This is a genomic window from Nocardia jiangxiensis NBRC 101359 (assembly GCF_000308615.1).
GTDB classification, from domain to species: domain Bacteria; phylum Actinomycetota; class Actinomycetes; order Mycobacteriales; family Mycobacteriaceae; genus Nocardia; species Nocardia jiangxiensis.
The window spans coordinates 38,806-51,630 of sequence record NZ_BAGB01000049.1 but is presented as its reverse complement, the minus strand read 5'-3'; the positions used below and the strand labels follow the sequence as shown (position 1 = coordinate 51,630).

At 67.1% G+C, this 12,825-nt stretch carries 12 protein-coding genes and 1 pseudogene; 8 read left to right on the top strand and 5 right to left on the bottom strand.

Going from position 1 to position 12,825, the window contains the following annotated elements; genetic code table 11:
• Positions 1 to 15: 15 nt before the first annotated feature.
• Positions 16 to 540, bottom strand: coding sequence for a benzoate 1,2-dioxygenase small subunit (gene benB, locus ON40_RS23240; protein WP_040826108.1), 525 nt, complete (start codon positions 538 to 540; stop codon positions 16 to 18).
• A gap of 10 nt (positions 541 to 550) precedes the next feature.
• Positions 551 to 1,942, bottom strand: coding sequence for a benzoate 1,2-dioxygenase large subunit (gene benA / locus ON40_RS23235; RefSeq protein WP_040826107.1), 1,392 nt, complete (start codon positions 1,940 to 1,942; stop codon positions 551 to 553).
• 264 nt (positions 1,943 to 2,206) lie between these two features.
• Between benA and ON40_RS23230 the strand changes: the two are divergent.
• From ON40_RS23230 to ON40_RS23210, 5 genes and pseudogenes are all read left to right on the top strand, one after another.
• Positions 2,207 to 3,091: pseudogene (locus ON40_RS23230) on the top strand (LysR substrate-binding domain-containing protein); the annotation flags it as partial.
• Positions 3,092 to 3,143: 52 nt separating this feature from the next.
• Positions 3,144 to 4,247: a mandelate racemase/muconate lactonizing enzyme family protein gene (locus ON40_RS23225; protein WP_040826106.1), complete on the top strand. Its 1,104-nt coding sequence runs from the start codon at positions 3,144 to 3,146 to the stop codon at positions 4,245 to 4,247.
• Positions 4,248 to 4,309: 62 nt separating this feature from the next.
• Positions 4,310 to 5,155 carry a catechol 1,2-dioxygenase gene (gene catA / locus ON40_RS23220; protein ID WP_040826105.1) on the top strand — a complete coding sequence of 282 codons (846 nt, stop codon included), beginning with the start codon at positions 4,310 to 4,312 and terminating at the stop codon, positions 5,153 to 5,155.
• A gap of 41 nt (positions 5,156 to 5,196) precedes the next feature.
• Positions 5,197 to 5,472, top strand: coding sequence for a muconolactone Delta-isomerase (catC, locus tag ON40_RS23215; RefSeq protein WP_040826104.1), 276 nt, complete (start codon positions 5,197 to 5,199; stop codon positions 5,470 to 5,472).
• 12 nt (positions 5,473 to 5,484) lie between these two features.
• Entirely contained in the window at positions 5,485 to 6,321 is an 837-nt protein-coding gene (locus tag ON40_RS23210; protein WP_040826103.1) for an alpha/beta fold hydrolase, read from the top strand.
• Between the two features lie 82 nt (positions 6,322 to 6,403).
• Here the strand turns inward: ON40_RS23210 and ON40_RS23205 are convergent, their stop codons facing one another.
• The 3 genes from ON40_RS23205 to ON40_RS23195 all read right to left on the bottom strand — a co-directional run bounded on the left by ON40_RS23205 (position 6,404) and on the right by ON40_RS23195 (position 9,106).
• Positions 6,404 to 6,721 carry a hypothetical protein gene (locus ON40_RS23205; protein ID WP_040826102.1) on the bottom strand — a complete coding sequence of 106 codons (318 nt, stop codon included), beginning with the start codon at positions 6,719 to 6,721 and terminating at the stop codon, positions 6,404 to 6,406.
• 203 nt (positions 6,722 to 6,924) lie between these two features.
• The gene (locus tag ON40_RS23200) at positions 6,925 to 7,959 is read right to left on the bottom strand and encodes an ABC transporter permease (RefSeq protein ID WP_245567954.1); all 1,035 of its coding nucleotides are present in this window, start codon (positions 7,957 to 7,959) and stop codon (positions 6,925 to 6,927) included.
• A 37-nt stretch (positions 7,960 to 7,996) separates the two neighbouring features.
• Positions 7,997 to 9,106, bottom strand: a complete 1,110-nt coding sequence (locus ON40_RS23195) for an Lrp/AsnC family transcriptional regulator (RefSeq protein ID WP_063713071.1) — start codon at positions 9,104 to 9,106, stop codon at positions 7,997 to 7,999.
• Positions 9,107 to 9,253: 147 nt separating this feature from the next.
• On the opposite strand from ON40_RS23195, the gene ON40_RS23190 reads away from it, so the two are divergent.
• From ON40_RS23190 to ON40_RS23180, 3 genes are read left to right on the top strand one after another with little or no spacing between them, the layout of a single operon-like run.
• On the top strand, positions 9,254 to 10,687 hold the full coding sequence (locus ON40_RS23190) for an MmgE/PrpD family protein (RefSeq protein ID WP_040826101.1): 1,434 nt from the start codon (positions 9,254 to 9,256) through the stop codon (positions 10,685 to 10,687).
• The gene (locus ON40_RS23185; RefSeq protein ID WP_040826100.1) at positions 10,684 to 11,571 is read left to right on the top strand and encodes an isocitrate lyase/PEP mutase family protein; all 888 of its coding nucleotides are present in this window, start codon (positions 10,684 to 10,686) and stop codon (positions 11,569 to 11,571) included. The genes ON40_RS23190 and ON40_RS23185 overlap by 4 nt, the downstream gene beginning before the upstream one ends.
• On the top strand, positions 11,562 to 12,809 hold the full coding sequence (locus ON40_RS23180; protein WP_040826099.1) for a 3-isopropylmalate dehydratase large subunit: 1,248 nt from the start codon (positions 11,562 to 11,564) through the stop codon (positions 12,807 to 12,809). The genes ON40_RS23185 and ON40_RS23180 overlap by 10 nt, the downstream gene beginning before the upstream one ends.
• The last annotated feature ends 16 nt before the right edge of the window (positions 12,810 to 12,825 follow it).

Genomic DNA, 12,825 nt, shown 5'->3' with positions numbered 1-12,825 from the left:
GGGCTCTTTCGCGGCTCAGCAGTGGTACACGTCGACGACGTGGTGGATGTAGTCGTTCTTGAGCACCACGGTTTTGCGCCGGATCAGGGGCGCGGGCCCGGAGAAGTCGATCGTGTAGAACGAGGTCCCGTAGTACGGATCGACGGTCTTGTACCGGAAATACATGGTGTGCCAGTTGAATCGGATGTCCACCAGATCACCGCGACGTTCGATCACCTCCACATTGCTGATGTTGTGGCTGGTGCGCGGCTCGGGAAGTGATGTGGCCGAAGACCTTTCGGTGCGAATGCGGAAGACCCGATCCTCCAGGCCGCCCTTGTTCGAGTAGTAGATCAGCGAGATCTGGGTCTGCGGGTCCTCGGTCAGCAGATCGTCGTCGCCCCAGGCGGGCATCCAGTACACGACGTCGTCGGCGTAGCAGTCCAGCCAGTTCTCGAATTCCCGATCGTCGAGGTAGCGAGCCTCGCGATACAGGAACTGCTCGATGTCGTTGTGGGTGATGAGTTTCGAGCCCGCGGGGGTGTCGGTGGTGATGATCATCGTAATCTCCTCAGACCTCGACGCGATCGGTTCCGGATTCCCCGGCCGATCGAGATCGCTCGTGCGACAGGCTCTCTCGCATCCGGGACAGCCAGTAGCCGTGCTGGATCGGGAACAGGCCCTCGTCCTCGTTCTTCACTCCGGCCGAGACCACACCGTGCATACCGAGGGATTCGGCGACCGGATCGGGTCCGGTGAGCCAGTGCTCGGCGCCGCGGCTCATATCGTTCCAGGGGGCCGCCTCAGCGCGGAAAGTCAGTTGGCAGGAACGGAATTCCTCCAGATCGTCGGGAGTCGCCATACCGGAGGCGTTGAAGAAGTCCTCGTACTGCCGGATTCGCCAGGCTCGCGCGTCGGGGCTCTCGCCTTTGGGAGCGATGCAGTAGATGGTGACCTCGGTCTTGTCCGGCGCGATCGGGCGGAAGTGCCGGATCTGCGTGCTGAACTGGTCCATCAGATACACGTTCGGATACAGGCACAGGTTGCGCGAGCCCTTGACCATGAATTCGCCTCGGGCCTCGCCGTATTCGCGTTTGAGTTCCTCGATCCGCGGCCACAGCGGCCGGTCCTGCGGGTTGGGCGCCCAGGTCCACAGGCACAGGTGCCCGTGCGGGAACGACCAGTAGCCGCCGCCGGCCTTACCCCATTTGCCCGCGTCCAGCGTCTTGGTGTCGTTCTTGGACGCGCCGGTGTCGCGGCGGGAGGTGGTGGCCGCGTAGTTCCAGTGCGTCGCGGTGACGTGATAGCCGTCCGCGCCGTTCTCCGCCTGCACCTTCCAGTTGCCGTCATAGGTGTAGGTGGAGGATCCGCGCAGCACCTCGAGACCGTCCGGGGACTGGTCGACGAGCATATCGATCACGGCGGTGGTGTCGCCGAGATGTTCGCGCAGCGTCAGCACGTCCGGGTTCAGGCTGCCGAACAGGAATCCGCGGTAACTCTCGAAGCGGGCGACGCGGGTCATGTTGTGCGAGCCGTTCTTGTCGAACGTGTCCGGATAACCGGCGCCGTCGGGGTCCTTGACCTTGAGCAGGGTGCCGTCGTTGCGGAATGTCCAGCCGTGGAACGGGCAGGTCAGGGTGGTGCGGTTGTCGGTCTTGCGGCGACAGATCATCGCGCCGCGGTGCGCGCAGGCGTTGATCAAGCAGTGCAGCTCACCGTCCCGGTCGCGGGTGATCACCACCGGCTGGCGGCCGATGTAGGTGGTGAAGTAGTCGCCCGGATTCGGGATCTGGCTCTCGTGCGCCAGGTAGATCCAGTTGCCTTCGAAGATGTATTTCATCTCGAGTTCGAAGACTTCCTCGTCGGTGAAGATCCGGCGATTCGTGCGGAAGACCCCGGCCTCCCGATCGTCGACGATCGCATCGGCGAGCACCTGTGTCAGGTGTTCGAACGTACTGGTCATGGGGTCCTCCAACCGCGTCGGGAACGGCCTGCGGCGGAGTCCTCGTGCCGGGGACGATGCGTCGCCGCAGTGGCCTGTGTCCCGATCGTGGCAGCATGTGACCCCGATCACCCCAGGTGAATGCCCAGTCCTGACCTAGGGCGCTATTGATAAATCTGGCATATCAATCGGACCGAAAATAGTATTTGTCCTGACTCAATATTCATATCTACCGTGACTCAATACACATCGAGGCGTCGCGGTGCATCGGAAGGAGACCCGGAGATGGAACTTCGTCACCTGCGGTACTTCGCGACCGTCGCGGACACCAGACACTTCGGCCGGGCCGCCGAACGCCTGCGCATGGCCCAGCCCGCCCTGTCGCAGTCGATCCGGCAACTCGAGGCCGAACTCGGCGCGCCGCTGTTCACCCGCACCACCCGGCAGGTCGCGCTCACCCCGGCCGGGGAATTCCTGCTCGGCGAGGCGCAGCGCGTCCTGGACACCGTCGAGGACAGTGTGCGCGGGGTCCGCAGGATTTCCGACGGGCGGCTCGGGCAGGTCCGGATGGGTTTCACCGGGACCGCCACCCTCTCGCATCTGCCCCGGATGGCCCGCCGGTTGCAGTACGAACTGCCCGACGTCGCCCTGCAGATCCACTCCGACCTGCTCACCTCCGAACAGTGCGACCGGCTGCGCGCGGGCAGTCTGGACCTGGGCGTGCTGCGGCCGCCGCTGCGGGGCGACGATCTGGAACTGCGTGTGCTGGAAGTGGAACCGCTGATCCTGGCCATTCCCGCGGACCATCGCCTCGCCGTCGAACCGGTCATCGCCATGGCCGATCTGCGCGCGGAGAGTTTCGTCTGTTATTCGGGTCGCGATTCGGTGGTCAACGCCGCGGTCGTCCGTAGTTGCCGCGCAGCGGGATTCGGTCCGCAGATCGCCCACGAGGCGAGTGGAACCGGAGTGCTGCTGGCGCTGGTCGCCGGGGGATTGGGCGTCGCGGTGCTGCCCGCTTCGGCTCGCGCGCTGCCGCTGGCCGGGGTCGTGTTCCGGGAACTGGCCGACGCCGAGACAGTCGAGCTGGCCCTGGCCTGGCGGCGCGACATCGATTCCCCGGTAGTGCATTCCGTACTCGACGCGCTCGCGCCGGCTCTGCCGCCCGTGAGCGACCGGATATCCCACCCCCGACACAGCACGACGAGCCCGCGGAGGCCGGACGATGAAAATTACAGCCGTGGAGGCGATTCCGTTCGCCATTCCCTATCGCAAACCACTGACGTTCGCCTCCGGGGAGGTGCAGGTCGCCGAACACGTCCTGGTTCGGGTGCACACCGACGACGGTGTGATCGGCATCGCCGAGGCCCCGCCGCGCCCGTTCACCTACGGTGAGACGCAGGACGGCGTGGTGGCGGTGATCCGGAAGATCTTCGCCCCGCAGGTGATCGGGCTGAATCTGTTGCAGCGCGAGACGATTCACGCCCGGCTCGCGCGCACGGTCGGCAATCCGGTGGCCAAGGCCGCGATCGATATGGCCGTCTGGGACGCGCTGGGCCGCACCCTGGACATCCAGGTCACCGAACTGCTCGGTGGTTACACCGACCGCATGCGGGTCTCGCACATGCTCGGCTTCGACGACCCCGCCGCGATGGTCGCCGAGGCGGAGAAGATGCGAGATCGCCACGGCATCAACACCTTCAAGGTCAAGGTCGGTCGACGTCCGGTCGAGCTGGACGTCGCGGTGGTGCGTGCGCTGCGTACGGCGCTGGGCGAGAGCGTGGAACTCTACATCGACGGCAACCGCGGCTGGACCGCGTCGGAATCGGCCGCGGCCATGAAGCAGATGGCCGATCTGAATCTGCTGTTCGCCGAGGAACTCTGCCCCGCCGATGACGTGCTGGGGCGGCGCTGGCTGGTCTCGCGTATCGACATCCCGTTCATCGCCGACGAATCGGTGCCCACCCCGGCCGATGTGACCCGGGAGGTGCTCGGCGGCTCGGCCACCGCGATCAGCATCAAGACCGCGCGCACCGGATTCACCGGATCGCAGCGCGTGCACCACCTCGCCGAAGGGCTCGGCCTCGAGGTCGTGATGGGCAACCAGATCGACGGCCAGCTCGGTTCGATGTGCTCGGTGGTCTTCGGCTCGGCCTACCGGCTCACCTCGCGACGCGCCGGGGAGTTGTCCAACTTCCTGGATATGAGCGACGACCTGCTCACCGAACCCCTGGAGATCCGCGGCGGCGAACTCACCATCCGGCCCGGCGGCGGTCTGGGCGTCGACCTGGATCCGGACAAACTCGCCCGGTACCGCCAGGACATCTGACGCTACCTTCCGAAAACAGCAGCCCGACAACCGAATACAGGTCAGTAATCAAGGAGGATCCGATGACCGCGATCAACCCGGCCGCGACCGCCGCCGATTCCGGCGCCCGTGCCACCGAACGTTTCGCCGCCGACAAGATGAACGTCGCGAACACCCCGCCCGAGCGGGTGGATCTGCTCGCCCGCGAGGTACTCGACGCGGTGGCCGGCACCATCCGGCGGCACAAGCTCACCTACGCCGAGTACAACGCGCTCAAGGCGTGGCTGATCAACGTCGGGCAGGACGGCGAATGGCCGCTGTTCCTGGACGTCTGGGTGGAGCACGTGGTGGAGGAGGTCGCCACCGAGCACCGGCACGGCAACAAGGGCACCATCGAGGGCCCCTACTATGTGCCCGGCGCCCCCGAACGCGGTGTGGGCGACTCGGTTCCCATGCGCGAGGACGAATCCGGCCGCCCGCTGGTGTGGACCGGCCGGGTCACCTCGACCGACGGCGCCGCCGTGGGCGACGCCACGATCGAACTCTGGCACGCCGACTCCGACGGCCTGTACTCGCAGTTCGCGCCCGGCATTCCGGAGTGGAATCTGCGCGCCGCGTTCCGCACCGACGCCGAGGGCCGCTTCGAAATCCACACCATGCGTCCCGCGCCATATCAGATCCCGACCGACGGCGCATGTGGCAAGCTGATCGCCGCGGCGGGTTGGCACGCCTGGCGCCCGGCGCACCTGCACGTGAAGGTCTCCGCGCCGGGGCACGAATTGCTCACCGCGCAGCTGTATTTCCCGAACGATCAGCACAACGACGACGACATCGCCTCCGCGGTCAAGCCCGAGCTCATCCTCGACCCGCAGCCGCGCCCGGACGGCGGCGACGCCATCACCTACGATTTCGTGCTCGACCGCGCCTGAGCGGGCCCGGTCCGAACACCTTTCGAGTCCAGGAGGATTACATGCTGTTCCACGTGCGGATGGATGTCCGGCTGCCGCGTGATCTCGAGCCCGAGGCCCGCGCGCAGATCGTGGCCCGGGAGAAGGCATACAGCCAGGAGTTGCAGCGGGCGGGCAAGTGGCCGCAGCTGTGGCGCATCGTCGGCGAGTACGCCAACTTCTCGATCTTCGATGTGGAGTCCACCGACGAACTGCACGAATTGCTCTCCGGGCTACCGCTTTTCGAGTATATGAGCATCACGGTGACACCACTGGCCACCCATCCGTCCAAGATCTGAGCGGAGCCGATCGTGTCGATACTCGCCACCGAATTCGGTCCCGTCGGATACACCGATCACGGGACCGGACCGGCGCTGGTCCTCGTCCACGGATTCCTGTTCGACAAACGCATGTGGCAGCCACAGATCGACTCCTTCGTGGCGATCGGCTACCGGGTGATCTGCGTCGATCTGGTCGGATTCGGTGGCAGCGCCGCGGCCTGCGGCGTCATCACGATGGCCGCGCAGTCCCGGGCGGTACTGGCCGTCCTGGACGATCGCGGAATCGACGAGGCGGTGCTGGTCGGATATTCGATGGGTGGACAGGTGGTGCTCGATCTGCTCGATCGGCATCCCGAAAGGGCAAGTGCCGCAGTCTTCTCCGACACCTTCGCCGGTCTGGACACTCCCGGGGCGGGCGCGGCGCGCCTGGCTCTGGCCGATCGGCTCGAAGCCGAGGGCGTGCACGACTACGCCGAGGAGTTCCTGCCGCTGGTGTTGAGCGAACGCAGTATGCGCGAGCGTCCGGCGGTCGTCGCGCACGCCCGGGAGATGATGACCGCCGCTCATCCGGTGACCGCCGCGGCCGCGCTGCGCGGGCGCGCGGCACGACCGGACTACACCGAAACCGCACGGGGACTGGATATTCCGGTCCTCGTGCTGGCCGGTGCGGAGGATGCGTTCGATCGCGGCGTGCTGGCCGACGAACTGGCCGAGCTGATTCCGGACGCTCGGCTCGCGATCCTCCCCGAGGCCGGTCACACGCCCAGTATGGAGAAGCCCGGCGCGTTCGACACCGTCGTGCAGGACTTTCTCGCGTCGATTTCGCCGGGAACCCAGCAGCACGGCCACGATTTCGCCCGCGGCTGACCGCGCAGCACCGGTCCGCACCGGTCCGCACCGTCGTACGCGGTGCGGCTGGTGTTCGGTGTGGCAGGACCGCGCCGGGGGACTACCCCTGCGGCGCGTCCTGACCCGGCTGGTTCTGGCCCTGCGGTGCGACCACGAATGTGCTCTGACCCTCGTCGTCCACGCCGGTGTCGAGGATCTTGTCGTCCAGGAACGCGGCAGCTTTCTCATCGAGGAAGATGCGCGAGCCGTCGGCGCTGAGTACCTGATCCTGTTCCGCCGGGGCCGCGGCGACCGCTAGCTGGAGGGCCTGTGCATTCTCGGTTGCGGAGAAGATCCGCAGCCCGGCCTCCGCGGGGGAGCCGTCACCGGAGGTGATCGTGCGAACGGCCTCGATGGCTGTGGGGGTGAGCATGAGCATGTGTCTGGTTCCTTCCGCTGTCGGGACGGACGGTCACGGGTGTGACCGGTCTTCGATTGCGTGGGCCAGCTGTCGAACCCTTTCGACGCCGACCACTGTGTCAGCGTTCTCCCCCGAGTAACCGCGCGATCGATCCCGAAACATATTTCCCGACATTCGCACCCTCACCTGGGCAAATGGTTCGGGGCCGCGAAGTCCGCGAGTCAGGAGGCGGCGGCCTTGGCATCGGCGCGCGTCTGCTGGCGGTCGCGGAAGATCCAGTACACGATCATGGCTGCCAGTGCCCATCCGGCCAGCACCAGGAACGGCGAAATATGCTGGTACGAACGGAAATACACGGCGGTGTGCTGTGCCGACACCGAGGCGCCGGGCGGCAGCCAGCGGCCGATGAGGCCCAGCAGTTTCGGCAACATCGGCCAGGACACCGCCCCGCCGGAGGACGGATTGCCCACCAGCACCATGACCACCCAGGTCGGCACCATGGCCCAGCGGCCCAGCAGCGCGGTGAACATGGAGCACACCATGCCCGAGGTGAACATGGTCAAGGCCAGGATGAGCCAGGATTCGACGAACGGCAGCCGGATCGCGTCCAGGATCCAGTCCACGGTCACGGCGATGCCGAACCCGCCGAGCAGGGAGTATGCGGCGGTGAACAGGATGCGTTCGACATGTCGCAGAGCCGCGGCGTTGACGTTGAGCTGGATCGCGCCGACGAATCCGACGATCACCGCGGCCAGTGTGATGTAGAACAGGCCGAGTCCGCGCGGATCGCCGTGTTGTAGCGGCACCAGGTCGGTGGTCGTCACCGGCACGTGCGTCGTGGCGGCGACGGCCGTCGCGGTGGTGGAGAGGGTCTCGGCGAGCGATTCGCCCGCGGCTCCGGCCGTATCGACCGCCACATGGTCCTGTCGTGTGGAGATGATCGCGAAAATCTGCTGCTGCAACAGTGATTCGCGCGCCTGCGTCGCGTCGACGCGACGGACCGAGAGCGTGTTTCCGAGCTTCTGGTTCATCGCGGCCACGACCGTCTCGGTGCGTTGATCGGAGCCGGAATCGACCACCGCCACCGGAATGTGGTGCGGCGTCGGCGCGGCCAGTACGTAGGTGTACGACCCGGCGAACAACGAGGCCGCAATCGCCAGAATGAACAGCAGCGCGGTAGCCGGAAGGAAGCGGGAGGTCCGAATTCGGTGTCGCAGTGTGCGAATCTCGTTCACATCGAGCATGGACCGCGCCACCGTTACTTCTCCTCGCCGCTCCGACAATCGCCTCAGGTTAGCTGCGAGCCGGTGCGGATGACCGGCGATCGGGCTGCGGCGCGGTCGCCGAATGCCATGACGCCCAGGGATCGACCGGGACGATGCCGCTCGAGTGTCCGTTTTCGTCCAGCAGCCGACCCCAGGACTTGACCGCACGCAGGACGAGCCGATGATCGAGGACCTGGGCCACGGGTGTGCCGGATCGGATGCGGTCGAACAGGCCGGTGAGGTCGCTCGTGTGATGGACCTGCGCCATGACCAGCAGGTTCGCCGGGCCCGTCGTGGCCGTGCAGATGCGTGTCTGCGGCCATCGGCCGATTTCCGTGCCGACTTCGGCGAGGGCGTGGTGCGGCACCGAGATCCGCAACGCGTATTCGGTGGGCCAGCCGCCCTCCGAACGGGTGAAATCGGTGCGGAAGCCGAGTACGCCGTGTCGCACCAGAGTGTCCAGACGTCGCCGCACCTGCTGTTCGGTCATGCCCAGTTGCGTCGCGAGGTCCCGGTACCGGGCGCGGCCGTCGTGCTGTAGGGCCAGGAACAGCGCGCGGTCCTCGGGGGTGAGTGTCCGATTCCGGAAGGCGAGTTGCTTACCGACCGAAGGGGGCCGGTTGCCCGAGCCGTCGGTGACCGAATGTTGCTGGGTCGTGTCGATCGCGCCGAGTCGCCACCGGGTGCCGCTGTACCACTCCAGGCACACCTGGCTCTGCGCGGTGGCGATCTCGGGGATGCCGGTGAGATGTTCGAGCAGCAGACGGCTGAGCGATGCCACAGTGTCGGTGATCACCAAGGCTTGCAGATCGAACGCGCCGTCGGTGGCGTAGACGCTCATCACCTGCGGGACCATCGCCAGCGCGCGGGCGACCTCGAGGGCGCGTCCCGGCTGTGCCCGGATCTCGAGCGACGCCCCCGCCAGGGCCAACTGCGGTCCCGGCACCGAGGAGACCCAGGCGCGCCCGGATTCGACCAGACGCTGCCAGCGCCGGGCCGCGGTGACCGCGGAGATGTCCAGCGCCGGTCCGAGCCGTTCGAAGCTGGCCCGGGGATTGGCGTGCAGGGCGTCGAGCAGTTGGATGTCGGTCTCGTCGAACGCGCGAGAGGCCGGGGGGTCCGGCGGTTGCGGGGGCATGTTCCTTCTCGATCGGTATCGGTTGTGTGCTGCGAATACCTGCACTATGTCGGATCATCTCGTCGAGTTCCGACATAGGTATTCGATTGTGGCCGTATTTCCGGCGATTTTGCCGGGCCGGGCTGGGCCGGGCGTTCACTGAGACGCATGACGGAATCGACGACTTCGGGCGTGACCGTTCCGCTGGTGCGCTGGGTCGAACAGCTCACCCCGGAACAGATCCCTGACGCGGTGCTCTCCCGGGCCCGGCACCTGCTGCTCGACGGTGTGGCCTGCGGACTGGTCGGCGCGCAACTGCCGTGGTCCCGGGTCGCCACCCGGGCGGTGCTCGACCTGGAAGGCGCCGGCGATGTGGCGGTGATCGGCACCGGCCGCACCACCAGCGCGCCCGCGGCGGTGTTGCTCAACAGCACGTTCGTGCAGGGTTTCGAACTCGACGACTTCCATCCGCTGGCTCCGCTGCACAGCAATTCGCTGGTGCTGCCGGTGCTGCTGGCGACCGCGCACCACCTCGGCGGCGTATCCGGCCTGGACGCCCTGACGGCCGCGGTCGCCGGATTCGAGGTCGGTCCGCGAGTGGGCGCGGCGCTGCACGGTGCGCAGATGCTCTCGCGCGGCTGGCACAGCGGCCCGGTCTTCGGCACGCACACCGCCGCGGTGGTCGCCGGGAAGTTGCTCGGACTGGACGCGGATCGGCTGGAGGACGCGGTCGGCATGGCGGGCACGCAATCGGCCGGGTTGATGGCCGCCCAGTACGAGGCGATGTCCAAACGTATGCAGCACGGATTCGCCGCTCGGAACGGCTATTACGCCGCGGGGCTGGCCGCGGCGGGGTACACCGGGATCAAACAGGTCTTCGACCGCCCGTACGGCGGCTACCTGGCGGTGTTCGGCGAGGGGCACGATCCGGATCCGGCGCAGGTGGTCGCCGGACTGGGCCGGGATTGGCAGACCGAGGTGATCATGGTGAAGTCCTATGCCGCCCAGGGCGGGCTGCACGGCGTCATCCAGGCCGCGCTGGCACTGCGCAACGAATTCGCGATCGATCCGAAGACGGTGTCCCGCATCGAGATTCGAGTCGGCCACGCGATCTACCACCATGGCTGGTGGACGCCCGAACGTCCACTGACCAGTATCGGCGCACAGATGAATCTGGGCTACGCCGCCGCGGTCGCCCTGCTGGACGGACAGGTCCTGCCGCCGCAGTTCACGCCCGAGCGCCTGGACGCGGACGACGTGTGGGATCTGCTCGGCCGGGTCGAGGTGGTCCTGGACGAGGCGATCGAGAATGCCTCCGCGCGTGAGCGATTCGCCACCGAACTCACCCTCACCCTGGACGACGGCACCGTACTGCACAGGCGCGTCATCGAGCCGCACGGTGGCCCCTCGGATCCGGTCACCGATGCCGAACTGGTCGCCAAGTACCGCTCGCTGGCCGGGCCGCTACTGCCCGCCGCCCGGCTCGACGCGATCCAGCGGGCCGTGCTCGGCATCGACGAGCTGTCCGATATCCGCGAGCTGACCGAGTTGCTGGCCGCACCCGTGGCCGGTGCGCTGGATGGAAAGGAGGGCGATCGATGACCGCCCACGATGCCCGCCGCAGACTCCGAGCTGCGCTCGACTCCGGTGAACTGCTCACTGCACCAGGGGTTTTCGACGGAATCTCGGCCTCGCTCGTCGCGCGCCTGGGATTCTCCGCCGCCTATCTGACCGGCGCGGGCGTCGCGGCCTCGGGATTCGGGCTGCCGGATATCGGACTGGTCACCCAGACCGAGATGGCCGAACGCGGCCGGATGATCACCCGCGTACTCGGCGACATCCCACTGATCGCCGACGCCGACACCGGATACGGCGCGACGCTCAACGTGATTCGCACCGTGCGCGAATACGAGGCCGCCGGGGTGGCCGCAATTCAGTTGGAGGATCAGGCTTTTCCGAAGAAGTGCGGGCATCTGCCGGACAAGGAACTCATCGATACCGAGGAATTCCGCACCCGGTTGACCGCCGCGCTCGAGGCCCGCACCGATCCGGGTCTGGTGGTCATCGCGCGGACCGACGCGCGGGGTCCGCTGGGTCTGGACGCAGCGATCGAACGCGCCAACGCGTACGCGGACGCGGGTGCCGACGTGATCTTCGTGGAGGCCCCGCGCAGCATCGAGGAGATCGAGCGGATCAGTGCCGAGGTCTCCGCTCCGCTGCTGATCAACCTGGTGGCCGGTGGTCTGACTCCGATCGAATCCACTGCGCGCCTGGCCGAACTCGGGTATGCGATCGCGATTCATCCCACGCTGCCGCTGGCCGCGGGCGCTTACGCCATGCTCACCGGCCTCGGTGAACTGGCCGGTCGCGAGGTGGCCGACCTACTGCCGTCCGGACCCATGGGATTCTTCGAACTCGTCGGTCTGGCCGAATGGTCCGCACTCGGCGAGCACTACCGCACAGGAGCACCCCAGCCATGGGCATGACCATGATCGAGAACCTGCTCGCGCGCAAGGGCGGCGTCGGGCGCGTCCGGCCCGGGGATATCGTCACCGTCGAGGTCGACATGTGCGTCATGATCGACCTGCAGTTCGCCACGCAGTGGCTGACACCGAATCGGATCCACGACCCGGACAAGATCGCGGTAGTGATGGATCACGCGGTTCCGGCGCCGACGCCGAAGGACGCGGCAGGCGGTCCGCGGGCGCGAAAGTTCGTGGCCGACTTCGGGATCGAGAAGTTCTTCGACGTCGGCCGGCACGGCATCTGCCATCAGGTCATCGCCGAGAACGGCCTGGCCCGGCCCGGAGAAGTGCTGGCCTGCACCGATTCACACACCTGCGCGGGTGGCGCGTACAACACCGCCGCGCGCGGACTGGGCCCGGCGGAGGTCTACTCCATCATGTGTACCGGTTCGACCTGGTATCAGATCGCGCCGACCGTCCGCTACGAACTGATCGGTACATTGCCGCGCGAAATCAGTGGTAAGGACGTCTTTCTCGCGCTGGCCGCGACCTACGGCGACGCCACCAACCAGAATCTCGAATTCGGCGGGCCGGGTCTGGCCAGTGTGCCGCTCAACGACCGCCGCACGATCGCCACGCAGGCCGCCGAGATCTCCGCCGACTTCGCCACTTTCGCGGTGGACGAGGTGCTCGCGGACTTCCTGGCCGAACGTGGCGTGCACGACTACGAACCCGCCGTCGCCGATCCGGACGCCGAGTACGCACAGGTGCGCACCATCGATCTCGGCGCGCTCGAACCGTACGTCGCGCGGCCGGGAACGGTGAGCCGCAACGGAATTCCCGTCTCGCGGATCGAGCAGCGCCGGATCGATCAGGCGTTCATCGGCTCGTGTGCCAACGGGCAACTCGAGGATCTGCGTATCGCGGCGGACATCCTGCGCGGCCGCAGCGTCGCGGCGGGCGTGCGATTGCTGGTCACGCCCGCCTCACAGCAGGTCTACCGGGACGCGATGCGCCTGGGCTACCTACAGGACATCGCGGATTCCGGTGCCGTGGTGACGAATTCGACCTGCGGTGCGTGCTTCGGCTACCACATGGGCGTGCTCGGGCCCGGCGAGGTCTGCCTGACCTCGAGCACCCGCAACTTCACCGGCCGCATGGGCAGCACCGAGGCCGAGATCTACATGGCCTCCCCGGCCACGGTCGCCGCCTCGGCGATCACCGGCCGCATCACCGATCCCCGGAGCGTGACCGCATGACCGTGCCGTCGACCGT